General features: G+C 69.9%; 15 protein-coding genes. 6 read left to right on the plus strand and 9 right to left on the minus strand.

Annotation, left to right across the window (positions count from 1 at the left end):
- The first annotated feature begins 21 nt into the window (after positions 1 to 21).
- Together QL987_RS12765 and QL987_RS12770 are read left to right on the plus strand one after the other, a co-directional pair.
- A complete protein-coding gene (locus tag QL987_RS12765) occupies positions 22 to 1,506 on the plus strand; it encodes an APC family permease (protein ID WP_290157972.1) in 1,485 nt (494 codons plus the stop codon).
- Positions 1,503 to 2,444: an acetamidase/formamidase family protein gene (locus tag QL987_RS12770; RefSeq protein ID WP_290157974.1), complete on the plus strand. Its 942-nt coding sequence runs from the start codon at positions 1,503 to 1,505 to the stop codon at positions 2,442 to 2,444. The genes QL987_RS12765 and QL987_RS12770 overlap by 4 nt, the downstream gene beginning before the upstream one ends.
- 123 nt (positions 2,445 to 2,567) lie before the next feature.
- Here QL987_RS12770 and QL987_RS12775 read toward each other — a convergent pair whose 3' ends face one another.
- Positions 2,568 to 3,290 carry a VIT1/CCC1 transporter family protein gene (locus QL987_RS12775; RefSeq protein ID WP_253463951.1) on the minus strand — a complete coding sequence of 241 codons (723 nt, stop codon included), beginning with the start codon at positions 3,288 to 3,290 and terminating at the stop codon, positions 2,568 to 2,570.
- A gap of 151 nt (positions 3,291 to 3,441) precedes the next feature.
- Here QL987_RS12775 and QL987_RS12780 point away from each other — a divergent pair, with 151 nt between their 5' ends.
- On the plus strand, positions 3,442 to 4,248 hold the full coding sequence (locus tag QL987_RS12780) for an SGNH/GDSL hydrolase family protein (protein ID WP_290157977.1): 807 nt from the start codon (positions 3,442 to 3,444) through the stop codon (positions 4,246 to 4,248).
- A gap of 26 nt (positions 4,249 to 4,274) precedes the next feature.
- Here QL987_RS12780 and QL987_RS12785 read toward each other — a convergent pair whose 3' ends face one another.
- The 5 genes from QL987_RS12785 to QL987_RS12805 form a co-directional block, all read right to left on the minus strand.
- The gene (locus QL987_RS12785; protein WP_290157979.1) at positions 4,275 to 4,799 is read right to left on the minus strand and encodes a GNAT family N-acetyltransferase; all 525 of its coding nucleotides are present in this window, start codon (positions 4,797 to 4,799) and stop codon (positions 4,275 to 4,277) included.
- A gap of 30 nt (positions 4,800 to 4,829) precedes the next feature.
- A complete protein-coding gene (locus QL987_RS12790) occupies positions 4,830 to 6,236 on the minus strand; it encodes an LLM class flavin-dependent oxidoreductase (protein ID WP_290157981.1) in 1,407 nt (468 codons plus the stop codon).
- 137 nt (positions 6,237 to 6,373) lie between these two features.
- A complete protein-coding gene (locus tag QL987_RS12795; RefSeq protein WP_290157983.1) occupies positions 6,374 to 8,845 on the minus strand; it encodes a glycoside hydrolase family 3 C-terminal domain-containing protein in 2,472 nt (823 codons plus the stop codon).
- Between the two features lie 41 nt (positions 8,846 to 8,886).
- Positions 8,887 to 9,837: an MFS transporter gene (locus QL987_RS12800; RefSeq protein ID WP_290157984.1), complete on the minus strand. Its 951-nt coding sequence runs from the start codon at positions 9,835 to 9,837 to the stop codon at positions 8,887 to 8,889.
- A complete protein-coding gene (locus QL987_RS12805) occupies positions 9,777 to 10,163 on the minus strand; it encodes a hypothetical protein (protein WP_290157985.1) in 387 nt (128 codons plus the stop codon). Before QL987_RS12805 ends, QL987_RS12800 begins: the two co-directional genes overlap by 61 nt.
- A gap of 130 nt (positions 10,164 to 10,293) precedes the next feature.
- On the opposite strand from QL987_RS12805, the gene QL987_RS12810 reads away from it, so the two are divergent.
- The 3 genes from QL987_RS12810 to QL987_RS12820 all read left to right on the plus strand — a co-directional run bounded on the left by QL987_RS12810 (position 10,294) and on the right by QL987_RS12820 (position 11,910).
- Entirely contained in the window at positions 10,294 to 10,884 is a 591-nt protein-coding gene (locus QL987_RS12810; RefSeq protein ID WP_290157986.1) for a TetR/AcrR family transcriptional regulator, read from the plus strand.
- Between the two features lie 133 nt (positions 10,885 to 11,017).
- Entirely contained in the window at positions 11,018 to 11,518 is a 501-nt protein-coding gene (locus tag QL987_RS12815) for a GNAT family N-acetyltransferase (RefSeq protein WP_290157988.1), read from the plus strand.
- 185 nt (positions 11,519 to 11,703) lie between these two features.
- Entirely contained in the window at positions 11,704 to 11,910 is a 207-nt protein-coding gene (locus QL987_RS12820) for a hypothetical protein (RefSeq protein WP_221850253.1), read from the plus strand.
- A 126-nt stretch (positions 11,911 to 12,036) separates the two neighbouring features.
- Here the strand turns inward: QL987_RS12820 and QL987_RS12825 are convergent, their stop codons facing one another.
- The 3 genes from QL987_RS12825 to QL987_RS12835 form a co-directional block, all read right to left on the minus strand.
- Complete coding sequence (locus QL987_RS12825; protein ID WP_221850254.1) at positions 12,037 to 12,363, minus strand: hypothetical protein; 327 nt, start codon at positions 12,361 to 12,363, stop codon at positions 12,037 to 12,039.
- A 61-nt stretch (positions 12,364 to 12,424) separates the two neighbouring features.
- On the minus strand, positions 12,425 to 12,820 hold the full coding sequence (locus QL987_RS12830) for a hypothetical protein (RefSeq protein ID WP_221850255.1): 396 nt from the start codon (positions 12,818 to 12,820) through the stop codon (positions 12,425 to 12,427).
- A gap of 294 nt (positions 12,821 to 13,114) precedes the next feature.
- Positions 13,115 to 14,668 carry a hypothetical protein gene (locus tag QL987_RS12835; RefSeq protein ID WP_290157992.1) on the minus strand — a complete coding sequence of 518 codons (1,554 nt, stop codon included), beginning with the start codon at positions 14,666 to 14,668 and terminating at the stop codon, positions 13,115 to 13,117.
- Between the last annotated feature and the right edge of the window lie 319 nt (positions 14,669 to 14,987).

Genomic DNA, 14,987 nt, shown 5'->3' on the forward strand with positions numbered 1-14,987 from the left:
CCTCCCCGAAACGGAACCGACATGTCGCAGCAGCACAGCGAGCTCTCCGCACAGCAGCAGCTCGAGGCCTACGGCTACAAGCAGGAGCTGAAACGCTCCGTCTCCACCACCGACCTGCTCGTCTACGGGCTCGTCTTCATGGTGCCGATCGCCCCGTGGGCGATCTTCGGCACCGTCTACAACGCGTCCTCCGGCATGGTGCCGCTGGTCTACCTGGTCGGCCTCGTCGCGATGATCTTCACCGCCCTGGCGTACGCACAGATGGCGAAGTCGATCCCCCTCGCCGGCAGTGTCTTCTCGTACGTCGGCCGTGGCATCCACCCGACGGCGGGCTTCTTCGCCGGCTGGGCGATCCTGCTCGACTACCTGCTCGTCCCGACGCTGCTCTACGTGTTCGCGGCCGAGAGCATGGTCGGCATCTTCCCGGGCACCCCGCGGTGGCTGTGGGCGCTGGTGTTCGTGGCGATCAACACCGTCATCAACCTGGCCGGGGTGTCGTCCCTGAAGCTGGCGAACCGGATCTTCCTGCTCATCGAGCTGGTGTTCGTGGTGATCTTCGTCGTCATCGCGGTCGTCGCCCTGACCGGCGGCACGGTGCCGGGGGCGTCGTTCAGCACCGACCAGGTGTTCGACCCGGCGAAGGTGTCGGCGCCGCTGATCGCCTCGGCACTGTCGATCGCGGTGCTGAGCTTCCTGGGCTTCGACGGCATCTCGACCCTGTCCGAGGAGTCCACCGGACGCCGTGGCGGTGCCGGTCTCGCGATGATCCTGGCGCTCGTCATCGTCGCGTTCCTGTTCGTCGTGCAGACCTGGCTCGCCAGCGCCCTGGCCGCCGGACGCGACTCGTTCTCGGACAGCGAGGCGGGCAACGCGTTCTTCACGATCGTCCAGCAGGCGTCGTCGAGCGGCTGGGCGACGGCGTTCTTCGCGGTCAACGTCCTGGCCGTGGGCATCGCGAACGCCATGGCAGCGCAGGCCGCGACGAGCCGCCTGCTGTTCTCGATGAGCCGCGACCGGCAGCTGCCCGCGTTCCTGCACAAGCTCAACGGCCGACTGGTGCCGCAGAACGCGATCCTGGTCGTCTCGGTCCTGTCCGCGATCCTGGTGCTGTTCTTCGTCGGGCAGATCGACACGATCTCGTCGCTGGTGAACTTCGGCGCCCTGTTCGGCTTCATGCTGCTGCACGTGTCGGTGTTCGTGCACCACATGGTCAAGGGGAAGTCGCGGAACTGGCTGCTGCACCTGGTCGTGCCGCTGATCGGGTTCCTGATCATCGGGTACGTGCTGCTCAACGCCGCGGTCGAGGCGAAGGTCGGTGGCATCATCTGGCTCATCGTCGGTGCCGGTGTCTTCCTCTACTACCGCTCCACCGGCCGTTCCACCGAGGTCGGTTCCGAGGAGCCGGGCACGCTCGGCGAAGGCGACCCGACCGGCGCCCCCGCCGACCCGACGGCCACCCCGCTCTCGACGGACACCCCGCTCTCGACGGACAAGGACCCGCGATGACCCCCGACCACCACCTGCCGAACACGCTCGGCCGCCCCGGCTACACCGCCGACCGCGAGCCGGTGCTGACCATCGCGCCGGGCACCGGCGAGACGATCGGCTTCGAGACGACCGACGCCGTCTACGCCGAACTCGACGACCACCACGACATGGCGCAGCTGCAGGCACCGATCAACCCGGTCACCGGCCCGGTGTACGTCGAGGGCGCGGAGCCGGGCGACACCCTCGCGGTGACGATCCACGACATCCAGCTGACGACGCACGGCTGGTCGGTCTCGCTGCCCGGGTCCGGCGCCCTGCAGCACGTGATGGGCGACCGGGTCTTCACCCGCCGCTGCCCGATCGAGGACGGCGTCGTGCGGGTGTCCGACCGGCACACGTTCCCGGTCCGGCCGATGATCGGCTGCATCGGGACCGCTCCGGCCCAGGGCGAGAACTCCACGATCATGCCCGCGTACGCCGAGGGCGGGAACATGGACGTCACCGAGGCCCGCCCCGGCTCGACGGTCCACCTGCCGGTCCGGGTGCCGGGAGCGCTGCTGTCGATCGGCGACATCCACGCGATCATGGCCGAGGGCGAGTCCTCGTTCGTCGCGATCGAGGCGCAGGGCACCGCGATCGTCTCCGTCGACGTCGTCAAGGGCGGCCCTACCCTGCGGGCACCGCGCATCGAGACCGACGACGAGTGGCTGTTCGTCGGCCTGGGCGAACCGGTGCAGGAGAGCATCCGCCGCGGGTACGAGGACGCCTTCGCGTTCCTCGTCGACGAGCACGGCTGGTCGGCCGACGACGCCTACGCCGTACTCAGCGCGGTCGGTGACTCGAAGCTCGGCGGGCCGACCGGGTCCGGTGCTCCGGACCCGCTGCACCCGTTCGACGCGGTCGGAGCGGTGACCCTGCACCGGGTCCCGAAGGCGGTGCTGACCGCAGGGGCCTGACCGGACGCCGTACCGGACGGGAGGCCCGGATCACGTGACCGACGTCGGTCACGCGATCCGGGCCTCCCGTCCGTGGAAGGGCCGCCGAGCGCAGAGGGCGCACGCCCAACAGGCCGCACCCCGTCAGGACGCGTGCGCCCCGAGCAGGGTGCCGGCGCCGTAGGTGGCGGCGAGGGCGAGCGCTCCCCCGAGCACGACGCGGATCGTCGCCCGGCCTCGGGGTGCCCCGCCGAGGGTCGCGCCGGTGGTGCCGGTGACGGCGAGCGCGATGAGGACGGCGACGACGGTGACCAGGATCTGGCTCGACGCCGGAGCGAGGAGCATCGCGAGGAACGGCAGGGCGGCACCGACGGTGAAGGTCGCGGCGGAGACCCAGGCCGCGCGCCAGGGGCTGACGACCTCGTCCTCGGCGTCGCGGAGGGCTGCGGCGGCCCGGCGGTCGCGGACCTCGGGGCGGACGAGTTCGGCGGCGACGGTGTCGGCGACGTCCGCGGAGACCCCGAGCCCGCGGTAGTGCGCGGCGATGGTGGCCTGGTCCTCGGACTCGGCTTCGAGCTGCGCCTGGTGGGCGGCCTGCCCGGTGCGCTGGGCGTCGCGGGCACCGCTGACGGAGACGTACTCACCGAGCGCCATCGACACCGCACCACCGACGAGGGCGGCGGTGCCGGCAGCCAGGACCGGTCCGGCCGCAGCACCGGTGCCGGCGACGCCGACCAGGACGGCGGCGACGGACACGATGCCGTCGTTCGCGCCGAGGAGGCCGGCTCGCAGCCAGTTGAGGCGGGCGGCGCTCGTGGCGTCGTCGTGCTCGGTGGCGGGGAGCGCGAGGTCAGCTGCGGTGGACATGAGGAAAGGAAAGCACTTGTCAGCTGATCACACCAGCAAGGGAAGGCTGCCCTGACCGGGGCTTTCGTGGTGAGGCAAGCCTTCCCTCAGCGCGGTTCCACGCGGAGGAGCACGATGGAGACCGCACCGATCCCGTTCCCCGAGGAGGACCATGTCCGCCGTCCCCGCCCGCACCGACCCCGTCCGCTACGTCGCCATCGGGGACAGCTTCTCCGAGGGCGTCGGCGACGACGGCGACGTCCCGTTCCCCGGCTGGGCCGGACGTCTGGCGGTCGGCCTGGCGGACCACCTGCCCGGACCGGTGTCGTACGCGAACCTGGCGATCCGCGGCCGTCTGCTCGCCGGGGTCCTCGACGGGCAGCTCGACGCGGCCCTCGCCCTCGACCCGGCGCCGACGCTCATCACCTTCTGCGGCGGTGGCAACGACATGCTCCGCCCCGGCTACGACGTGGACGTGCTGCTCGGACGGCTGGCCGAGGCCGCCGACGCCGTCGCCGCCCGCGGGATCCGGCTCGCACTCCTCAGCCCCGCCGACCCCAGCGCCCGGCTGCCCCTCGGCCGGATGATCAACGCCCGCGGGGACGCCTGGGCCGAGGCACTGACCGGGTTCAGCCGGGAGCGCGGGCTGCCGTTCGTCGACGTCTCACGCGACGCACACCTCGGCCGCGCCGAGTTCTGGTCCGAGGACCGTCTGCACATGAACCCGCTCGGACACCAGCGGGTCGCGGACCTGGCCCTGCACGCCATCGCCGACGGTCCCGAGGCCGCCGTGCCCCGCGTGCCGGACGCGACGAAGACGTCGGTCGCCACGGAGCTCCGGTACTACCGCGACCACGTCGTCCCGTGGGTCCGGCGTCGGGTGACGGGTCGGTCCTCCGGGGACGGCCGGGTCGCCGGGCAGGGCGACTGGGTGCCGGTGGCGCCGTCCCGACCGGGAGGCCCGGGGCGACTCACGTAGGCCGGGTCCGGGCGGCAGGGCCCGGTTCAGACCACGTAGGTGCGCGTCGGTCGGCCGCTCAGCGCGTGCGGGAACGGCTCGCCGACCGGGCGGAACCCCGCGCTGCGGTAGAGGCGGAGGGCCGGGGCGTTGTCCTCGAGCGCGTGCAGCATGCAGTGCTCGTGTCCGGCGGCCCGGACGGCGTCCACCGCGGCGACGAGCAGCGCCCGGCCGAGGCCACTGCCCTGCGCCGTGGGATCCACGGCGAGCAGGCTCAGGTAGGCGGCGTCCGCACGGCCCGCTCCCCCGCCGGTCCCTGGTGCCGTGACGAGCGCGAACCCCCGCACCGTGCCGGCGTTCCCGGTGTCGTCCGCTCCGGGGGCGACGACGAGTGCGACCCGGTCGGCGGCGAACTTCGCGGCTGCCCGCACGCGGACGGCCGGGTCCTCGGCCAGTCCGTCGCGTGCGGCGACGGCAGCGGCCCAGAGGTCGATGCAGGCGCGGTCGATGCGGTCACGGTCCCCGGTGTCCCGGGGTTCCGCGACCCGCACGGCTGCCGTGGACTCGATCACCCGACCACCCTACGACCGGGCTGCTGCGCGTCAGGCCGAGGCCGCCGCGGACTCGCGCACGCGGAACGACGCACCGCGGTGCTCCTCGGGCAGGCGGTCGCCGCGACCGAGCAGCTTGTTCCGGAGCGACCCTTCGCGGTAGCCCTCGGGGTAGGCGCCGCGGGCCCGGAGCTCGGGGACCACGAACTCGATGACGTCCTCCCACGTGCCCGGGGTCACCGCGTACGCCAGGTTGAAGCCGTCGACGTCGGTCTGCTCCTGGATGTCGACGAGGCGCTGCGCGATGGTCGCGCCGCTGCCGACCTCGACCGGACCCAGGCCGCCGATGGCCGTCTGCCGGGCGATGTCCCGAACGGTCCACGTCGTGCCGTCCTCGCCCGTCGCCGCGGACAGGTTCGCGGCCGCCGACTGGATCGCGTTCGACTCGATGTTGCCGAGCGGCTCGTCCAGGTCGTACTGCGACAGGTCGACGCCCATCCAGCCGGAGTTGAGGACGAGCGCGCCCTCCTCGGACGCGTAGGACAGGTAGTCGCGGTACTTCGCCTGCGCGAGCTCGTCGGTCTCGTCGGTGATCACGGTGAGCAGCGTGTAGACCTTGGCGGCGTACCGGTCGCGACCAGCAGCCTCCAGGGCGTCCCGGATCTTGGCGACCGTCGCGGCCAGCTGCGGCAGGGTCGGGGCGCCGACGAAGACGGCCTCGGCGTTCTCGGCGGCGAAGCGGATCCCCCGCGGTGACGCACCGGCCTGGTAGATGACGGGCGAGCGCTGCACGGACGGCTCGGACAGGTGGATGCCGGGCACGTCGAAGTGCGTGCCGTGGTGCTCGATGGGGTGCACCTTCGCGGGGTCGGTGAAGACGCCGGTCTCGCGGTCCTCGATGACGGCGTCGTCCTCCCACGAGCCCTCCCACAGCTTGTAGAGGACCTCGAGGTACTCGTCGGCCACGTCGTACCGGTCGTCGTGGCTCAGCTGGTCGGTCTGGCCCATGTTCCGGGCGGCGCTCGGCAGGTACCCGGTGACGACGTTCCAGCCGACGCGGCCCTTCGTCAGGTGGTCGAGCGTCGAGATCCGTCGGGCGAACGGGTACGGGTGCTCGTAGGCGGTGCCCGCGGTGATGCCGAAGCCCAGGTGCTCGGTGACGGCGGCCATCGCGGACACGAGCAGGATCGGGTCGTTCACCGGCACCTGCGACCCGGTGCGCAGCGCAGCCTCGTTCGTGCCGCCGTACACGTCGTACGTGCCCAGGACGTCGGCGATGAAGATGCCGTCGAACGCCCCGCGCTCGAGTGTCTTCGCCAGGTCGGTCCAGTACGACAGGTCGTTGTAGTGCCGGGAACGGTCGCGCGGGTGACGCCACAGCCCGGAGGACTGGTGGGCGACGCAGTTCATGTCGAACGCGTTGAAGCGGATCTGCCGGGGTTCGCGGTTCGTGGTCACGACGCGACCGTACGACGGGGACCGTGCGTCCGTCACGGACCGTGACGCCACGTGACGCCGAGGCGCCGGGTGCCGGGTGCCGGGTCGCCGGGTGCCGGGGGCGCCGGGGCATCTGCGCCGCGCCCCGGCGCCACGCGTCACTCCAACTCGACGCCCGTCGTCGCGGCCTCGTCGAGCACGGACCCCCCGACGTGCAGGGTGAACCGTCCGGCCTCGTACCGCCACGAACCGTCCCAGTGCGCGAACGCCCGGGCGGTGACCTCGATCGAGACCTCGGTGGACTCGCCCGCTCCGAGCCGGACCGGCGCGAACCCGACCAACCACCGGACGGGGCGGTCCACCTCGGACACGTCGCGCGAGGCGTAGACCTGCACGACGTGCTTGCCGGCACGGGCCCCGGTGTTCGCGACCGTCGCCGTGACGATGACCGCATCGCCCTCGGACACCGTCGGCGTCGCCGCGACACCGTCGATCGTCCAGGTCGTGTAGCCGAGTCCGTGCCCGAACGGGTACGCCGGCTCGGTGCCGGCGCGGAGCCACGCCCGGTAGCCGATGTGCACGTCCTCGTCGTACGACACCTTCCCGTCGAGCGGCGTGACGTCGAGCACGGGGACGTCCGCCATCGCGACCGGCCAGGTGGTGGGCAGGCGTCCGCCGGGCTCCTGGGCGCCGGTGAGCACGTCGGCCAGGGCGTTGCCGTACTCCTGCCCGCCGAACCAGGTGAGCAGGACCGCGGCGACGTCGTTCCGCCACGGCATCTCGACCGGCGAACCGGCGTTGACGACGACGACCGTGTTCGGGTTCGCCGCGGCGACCGCCCGGACCAGGTCGTCCTGGTGCCCGGGCAGTGCGAGCGACGAGCGGTCGTAGCCCTCGGACTCGACCTTGGAGTTCGTGCCGACCACCACCAGGGCGACGTCGGCCGTGCGGGCGGCCTCGACTGCCGCGTCGATGAGCACCGACGGGTCCTCGTCGGACGGCTCGGTGCCGAACTGGTACGCCAGCACCCCGCCGAGCGTCTCGTCCTGGATGACGTCGTGCTCGATGCGGATCGCGAGCTGCTGCCCGGAGGTCACCGACACGGGCACCGAGCGTGCCGGCGGGTTGAGGAACGCCGCACCGAGCTGGTCGCCGTCGAACGGCACGTCCTCGTCGAGCACGAGCTCGCCGTCGATCCACATCCGCGACCGGCCGGCCGCACCGATGCCGATCCGCACGGTGCCGGTGGACTCCGCCGTGTAGGTCGTGGTGATGTCGAGCCGGTCGGCCTCACGGGTGGGGGCGTCGCCCCCGAACCAGAACAGTGCCGTGGCTCGACGGTCCTCGACGTACAGCTCCTCGCCGTCCTTGACGAAGGCGACACGCGCGCCGGGCTCCCCCGTCGCCGGGTTCGTGATGGTGGTCAGCGGGAACTCCGCGATGCCCTCCTGCACGACGGCGCCGATGGCGTGGTCGACCGTGGCGCCCGGGAACGCCGAGCGGATCCCGTCGAGGGGTGACACGACCTGGGACGGCACGACCGTGGCCGAGCCGCCGCCCTGCGTGCGGGCCTGGTCGGCGTTGTGCCCGATCACGGCGATGCGCGACACCGCGGAGGCGTCGAGCGGCAGCACGCCGGTGTTCCGGACGAGGACGGTGCCCTCGGCCTCGGCCTCGCGGACGAACGCGACGCCATCCTCGACGTGCACGGGCTGCGCGGCGACCGGCTCGAAGCCCTCGAGGGCGCCGACCCGGGCGGCCAGGGTCAGGATGCGGCGGACCTTGCGGTCGATCGCCTCGATCGGGACGTCGCCGGACTGCACGGCGGCGAGGAGCGGGCCCTCGCTCCACCACGGGTTCGGGCCGGGCATCGCGACGTCCTGCGATGCCTTCGCGGAGTCGACCGAGCGCACGCCGGTCCAGTCGGACACGACGATGCCGTCGAAGCCCCACTCGGAGCTCAACGGCGTCTCGAGCAGGTCGTTCTCGGACGCCGTGACCCCGTTGATCGCGTTGTACGACGACATGACGGCCCAGGCGTGCGCCTCGGTGACGGCCTTCTCGAACGCCAGCAGGTACAGCTCGCGCAGGGCCCGGTCGGAGACCTCGGTCGATGCGGTGAAGCGGTCGGTCTCGTAGTCGTTCGCGATGTAGTGCTTCGGCGTCGCGGCGACGCCGTTCTCCTGCACCCCCGCCACGTACGACGCCGCCAGGTCGCCGGTGAGCACCGGGTCCTCGCTGAACGCCTCGAAGTGTCGGCCGCCCAGCGGCGACCGGTGCAGGTTGATCGTCGGACCGAGCACGACGTCGACGCCCTTGCGACGCGCCTCCACCGCAGCCGCAGCGCCGTAGCGCTTCGCGATCGCGCGGTCCCACGACGCGCTCAGCGCGGTCGCCGACGGCAGGTTGAGGGACGGGTCACGCTCGTCCCAGACCTCGCCGCGGACCCCGGAGGGCCCGTCCGACATGAGGATCCGGCGCAGCCCGATCTTCTCGATCGGCCAGGTGGTCCAGAAGTCACGCCCGGTGAGCAGCTGCACCTTCTCCTCGGTGGTCAGCTCGGCGAGCAGCGCGTCGATGCGCTCCGCCGTCGGACTGGAGGCGGTGGTGGCGGTGGGCAGGTCGGTCACGGTGATCGGTCCCTTCGTCGAGAGCAGTGGAGAGCAGCAGGTCAGCGGACACCGCGGATGCGCGAGACCGAGAAGATCCCGAGCAGCCCGATGACGGCGCCGGTGATGAAGAACCCGGAGTACCCGCCGGTGACGGCGATCACGCCGGGAGCGGCCGCCGGCACGAGCGACTGCGGGAGCGCCTGGGCGATGTTGACCACGCCGAGGTCCTTCGCGTTGTCCTGGTCGGACGGCAGCACGTCGGTGATCAGTGCGAGGTCGACCGCGTAGAAGACGCCCATGCCGGCACCCATCACGAACTCACCGACGAGGACCATGCCGAGCGACGGGGCGAGCGCGATGATCACGAGTCCGGCGATGCCGACGATGCCGGCGACCGCGACGAACAGCTTCCGCCGGCCGAGCCGATCGGAGAGCCACCCGGCGACGAGCGAGGTCAGGACGATCCCGATGACGTTCCAGAGCGTGCCCTGGAACACGGCGTTCGCCAGGTTCGTCTTGTCGACCCCGATGTCGTCCCGCAGGAAGTAGGTGAGGTAGCTGACCGCCGTGTACTGCGCCGCGACCATCATGAACCGCGTCAGCCACGCCCAGCCGAGGTCCGGGTGCTTCCGGGGGTTGAACACGAATGACCCGAACAGCTGCCCGATGCCGAGCTTCGACGTCGGCTTCGCAGCGAGCACGCGGTCACGGAAGACCACCGCGTACAGCACGACCACGATCGAGCCGATCGCCCCGGGGATGATCATCTGCGACGCCGACGTCGAGAAGAGCTGCACCAGGAAGGTTCCGCCCACGAGTGCGAGGTTCTGCGCGAGCCCGAGCAGCGCCGCGACCCGACCGCGCTGCGATCGCGTGACGTGGTCCGGCAGGACGGCCGTGAGCGCCGCGATCGTGGCGTTGTAGGCGATCTGCGCCACGGCCCACCCGATCACGAGCACGACGGTGGAGGACGTCGTCGCGACGACCACGAGGGCTGCGAACCCGACCACCGTGCCACCGTGCCACCGATGATCCACGGACGACGCATGCCGAGCCTCCCGGCAGTCCGGTCGCTGAAGCGACCCGCCAGGGGGTTGGCGACCATCGCGGCGAACGCGCCGATGCCGAGCGCCAGGCCGAGCACACCCGCCTGGTCGTCCGGAGCGATCTCGGCGACCTTGAGCGCCATCGCGACGAGCACGGGCGGCAGCAGGGCGATGTACAGACCGAACATCGCGAGCGGCATGCCGAGCGTGTACATGAGCGGGCTTCCACGTCCGACGGTGGGAGCCACCGCGGTCGGGGTGTCGGGGACGAGTCGTGCGTCGTTGGCCACGGCAACCTCTTCTCGGGAACGCCACCGCCATCGGTGACTCGCACGCCTCCATCGGCGGCTGTCGTCACCGTAACACCAAAACCGACTGACACTAGGTTTTTGTCGGCAGTCCGAGCGGTACAGTCCTGCCATGGCACGACGAGGTTCGTACGCGAAGGGGATCGCGAAGCGCGAGGAGATCCTGACGGTCGCGCTGGACCTCGTCGCCTCGCAGGGTTTCCGACGGACGAGCATCAACGACATCGCCGCAGCAGTCGGGCTCACCCAGGCCGGCCTGCTGCACTACTTCGACTCGAAGGACGACCTGTGGGTCGAGATCCTCCGACGCCGCGACCAGCTCGACGGGGAGCACGACTGGCACGCCTCGGACCCCGCGGCGCTGCTCATCGCGATCGTCCGGCACAACGTCGAGGTCCCCGGTCTCGTGCAGATGTTCGTCAACCTGTCCGCGGCGGCCGCCACCGACCCCGAGCACCCGGCGCACGCCTACTTCCGGGAGCGCTACGAACGCAGCCGCCGTGACCTGTCCGCGGACTTCCGCACCATGCAGCAGGACGGCCTGCTCCGACCGGACGTCGACCCGGTCGAGCTGACGACCGTGCTGCTCGCGGTGTCCGACGGCATGCAGCTCCAGTGGCTCTTCGACCCGTCGTACGACATGGCGCGGCACGTCGAGCTGGTCGCGCGGCTCGCGGTCGCGCAGGCGGTTCCTGCGGGCTGAGGTCGGGCCCCGATCTGGAGGCGCGGCTCGCGTCCGGCAGGACGGGGACGGGGACGGGGACGGGGACGGGCGCGACGCGGTCGATGATCTCGGACGACTCCGACGACCGATCGGCGGCCGGTACGGTGCTGAGATGCTCCCTGCTCCCACCACGCGGCTCCGATTCCGTGAGATGACTCCGGCAGACCTCGACGACATGGCCGACCTGCTTGGAGACCCGCAGGTCATGGAGTTCTACCCCGCACCGAAGAGTCGTGACGATGCGGCGCGATGGATCGCCTGGAACCAGGACAACTACGCCGCCCACGGCTTCGGGCTCTGGATCATCGAGACGCACGCGGGGCAGTTCGTCGGTGACTGCGGACTGACCTGGCAGGACGTCAACGGCGTCCCGATGCTCGAGGTCGGCTACCACGTGCGCGCGACGCTCCACGGGCAGGGCTACGCAACCGAGGCAGCGGCTGCCTGTCGCGATTTCGCTCGTGCTGCACTCGATGCGGCCGAACTCGTCGCGATCATCCATCCCGACAATGCTGCCTCTGAGCGGGTCGCGCAGAAGATCGGGATGGTCCGACGAGCGGACGACCACGGCGGGGCCATCGCTGTTCGTACGGTGCTGGGGATGATGCTGTGAACACTTCTCGGTAGGCGATCGTTCACGGGACTGACGCCCGCTGCCTCGTCATATGCGACGCAGGGCGTTCCGGTCAGTCACCGCGTCCGCGCCCCCTCGATTCGGTGACGTGGAGCGGCTCCCATCCGGGTTGAGCTGAAGTCTCGGGCTGGTCGCTGCGGTCGTTGCTGAGTCAAGATACGTGGATGACTTTCCCGTTGTTCAGCGTTGTGCTCGGTGCCTTGGTGCTCGTGGGTGGCGTTCTGCTCCTCACTCCGCTCGGACGACAGCGTCGCACTGTCGTGACCGTGGCGATCGTGCTGTTGAGCGCGGTGGTGCTGGCAGGCCTCGAGATCATGGCGTTGTTGCTCGGCGTCCTCTCCAGTTCGGATTGGCTGCCCGACCAGAGTTAGCGGGTCCCGGCACGTGATCTTCCGCGCCAGACAGAGGCACGGAGATCGGTGCCCGTCCGGTGACCGGAGAGTGTGTACCCGAAGTCGGCGACCCCGTGACTCAGGCGTCGATCACCGGGCGGCGACCTAGAACACCGGTCGGTCCGCGGTGGACACGATCACTGCTGTGAGTACGGCGAGAACGCAGACCGTGCCAGACACACCCCACTGCCACCGCGGCACTGTGCGCCGTGTGACGACGACGAGATGCGCGAGAAGCGCCAGGGTGGCGAGGGCAGACACCACGGTGCCCACGATCGCTGGTTCGAACAGTGCGATCTGCTTCGTCGCGACTCCGCTGGCGCCAGGTGCGGAGTACCGCGTCAGGCCGATCTGGCTCGCGGCGACGACCAGTGCGAGAGCAGCAGCCAGGAGGAAGCCGGAGGCGACGATGATGCGCTGAGAACGGGGCATTGCCTCAGTATGGAGATCTCGACGGTCCGCACGCCGCGTCGCTCGTGCTGGACGTGAGACATCAGCTCAGGTTCTTCGGCAGACCGCGACTCATGCGCAGCTTCTGCGCACGTCGCTCCCGCACGTAGTAGACCCACGACCACACCGGGAAGACGTAGAAGACAAGGACGAAGAACCACATCACCGGATCCAGGCTGGTGTCACCCGGAGTCGGTTCGATCAGTCCGAGACTCTGCGCGACCAAGAACCCGATGCCGACTGTGACCCCGACCATGATCACGGTCAGCACGATGGAGATGATGAGCAGCCCGGATGCAGAGTTGACCGGGGGCACCGCGCTCCCGACGCTGCCTTTGTAAACGCCGTACTCCTCCGAGCTCAAGCCACGGCGCTTGGCGTCTTCCTGGGCCAGCCGCTCGTAGTAGCCCGGTCCGTGTTCCATCGGCTCCTCGGTCATGGCGAGCAGCTTCGCACACCCGCGGCAACATCTCGCCAGGTAGCCATCAACTCTCTACCGCAGGAACGGGACACACCAGGTCTTGTCGCGCTAGCTGTGATGTCCAGGGACGTTGTGTCGTTGGGCGGTCGTTGACGCGTTGATCGAAGAAGGCCTCCCGGCGGTGGAGCGGAGCTGTCCAGGAACCGCCTCACCGACCAGGAGGTCTTCGTGTCCCACGCTGACGCTGCTGAGCCAGGCGACGAGGAAGGGGCGGGCACCGTGGTGACCCGCCCCTCCTTCAATTGTTGCCGACTACCGCGACAGGATCGCCGGGCTCGTTCCGGCCTTCATGCCGACGGGGAACGCAGTCGCTGCCTTCTCGTCGTTGATGGACCACAGGTCGTTGGTGTTGGTCTGGACCGCGACGACGTAGCCGTCTCCGACCGCTGCGATCGACGGGCTCGTACCTGCAGCCATGCCGACCGGGAACGCGGTCGCAGCCTTGTCACCGGTGATCGTCCACAGGGCGCCGGTGTTCGTCTGGACAGCGACCACGTAACCGCTGGTCGTCCGGAGGATCGCCGGGCTCGTGCCCGCCTTCATCCCGATCGGGAACGCCGTTGCGGCCTTCGTGTTCGTGATGCTCCAGAGGTCGCCGGTGTTGGTCTGGAAGGCGATCACGTACCCGCCGTTCGCCGTCGACGTGATCGCCGGGCTCGTACCCGCCTTCATACCGACGGGGAACGCGGTTGCTGCCTTCGTGTTCGTGACGCTCCAGAGCGCACCGGTGTTGGTCTGCACGGCCACGACGTACCCGCTACCGACCGCGGTGATCGACGGGTCGGTACCCGCCATCATCCCGACGTCGAACGCGGTTGCTGCCTTCGTGTTCGTGATGGTCCAGAGCTTGCCGGTGTTGGCCTGCACGGCCACCACGTACCCGCCACCGGAGGTGGGGATGATCGCCGGGCTGGTGCCCGCCTTCATGCCGACCGGGAAGGTGGTAGCGGCACCGGCGGAGTCGATCGTCCAGAGCGCTCCGCCCGCGGCCTGGAAAGCGGTGACGAACTTTCCGTCACCGAGCGGTGCGATCGCCGGGCTGGTGCCGGCGGCAACGCCGACCGGGTAGTTGGTCGCAGCCTTCTTGTTCGTGATGCTCCAGAGCCGACCGGTGTTGACCTGCGACGAGATGACGTAGCCGGAAGCCGATGCGCCGATGGCGAGCGGTGCGTTGGTGCTGCTGAAGTCGAAGTGCTGGTGCGTGCACGCGTCAGCCACCTGCTTGGTGATGTGCGTGAAGGTCCAACCGCGCTGAACACCGGTGTCCTTGCATGGACCTTGGCCTGCCGTCGTGCCGGTCGGCACGAAGGTGTCGAGGAAGTTCAGGAGCACGTGCGACTGGTTGTTGATGCCGTTGACCGTGATCCCGCCGACAGCACCGAAGTCCATGGCAAGGCTCGGGTTGACGCAATGCAGCGAACCCTCGAACTCGGAACACGGGTAGGAGTGCCCCATGGTCGGGCACTTGCGGTTGAGGTCGTTGATCTTCAGCGACCCGAACTTCTTGACCACGATGACCATGGTCTGCAGGACACGGGTGTCGACCTCGCATCCGGGCGCATCGCCGCTCTGCGCGACGGGCAGGATCTCGTTGTTGTAGAGGTCGTTTTTCGGCCCGCCCGGCTGCGTGGCTTCGAACGTGCCGTTGGCGACGTAGGAACCGATTTGCTTGGCGAGCGTGACGCGATCGCTCGAGATGTTCTGGCAGTAGGTCCCGCACGTTCCTGCCGCACTTGCGGAGGACGTCGGAGCGATGAGCGACACCGCATTGATCAGTGCGACCAGGACCGCGAGCACGATGAGCACGTACCAACGGTGTTGCCGTCGCGACAGAGATGTAGACAAGAAGGCCCCCTTCAGCCGCGTCCGCCCCTCGGACGCAGCAAGATGCTGTGCATGCCCGGAAGATACAAGGCAATTTCACAGCGAAACTGAAGATAGCGCTCGATCGGTTCTGGAGCAAACTCACCTTGAGATGCTGGCGTGCCGAGCGCTGGGTCGGCCAGACCGTTCAGTCGGGACGGCCGAGCATGCCACGCCCAGTCAGCCGCCAGCTGCGGTCCTACCTGACTCCTCGAGCTGCGCGCCGGCGTGCAGTGGCCGTGACGTGAAGCGGCCCCGGCAC

The organism is Curtobacterium sp. APC 4022 (assembly GCF_030407555.1).
Lineage (GTDB): Bacteria > Actinomycetota > Actinomycetes > Actinomycetales > Microbacteriaceae > Curtobacterium.

What these genes read in the sequence shown, in the direction of transcription:
- QL987_RS12765 (WP_290157972.1), top strand. Translation starts at nt 22, where the DNA reads ATGTCGCAGCAGCACAGCGAGCTCTCCGCACAGCAGCAGCTCGAGGCC.
- QL987_RS12780 (WP_290157977.1), top strand. Translation starts at nt 3,442, where the DNA reads ATGTCCGCCGTCCCCGCCCGCACCGACCCCGTCCGCTACGTCGCCATC.
- QL987_RS12770 (WP_290157974.1), top strand. Translation starts at nt 1,503, where the DNA reads ATGACCCCCGACCACCACCTGCCGAACACGCTCGGCCGCCCCGGCTAC.
- QL987_RS12810 (WP_290157986.1), top strand. Translation starts at nt 10,294, where the DNA reads ATGGCACGACGAGGTTCGTACGCGAAGGGGATCGCGAAGCGCGAGGAG.
- QL987_RS12775 (WP_253463951.1), bottom strand. Translation starts at nt 3,290, where the DNA reads ATGTCCACCGCAGCTGACCTCGCGCTCCCCGCCACCGAGCACGACGAC.
- QL987_RS12820 (WP_221850253.1), top strand. Translation starts at nt 11,704, where the DNA reads ATGACTTTCCCGTTGTTCAGCGTTGTGCTCGGTGCCTTGGTGCTCGTG.
- QL987_RS12830 (WP_221850255.1), bottom strand. Translation starts at nt 12,820, where the DNA reads ATGACCGAGGAGCCGATGGAACACGGACCGGGCTACTACGAGCGGCTG.
- QL987_RS12825 (WP_221850254.1), bottom strand. Translation starts at nt 12,363, where the DNA reads ATGCCCCGTTCTCAGCGCATCATCGTCGCCTCCGGCTTCCTCCTGGCT.
- QL987_RS12815 (WP_290157988.1), top strand. Translation starts at nt 11,018, where the DNA reads ATGCTCCCTGCTCCCACCACGCGGCTCCGATTCCGTGAGATGACTCCG.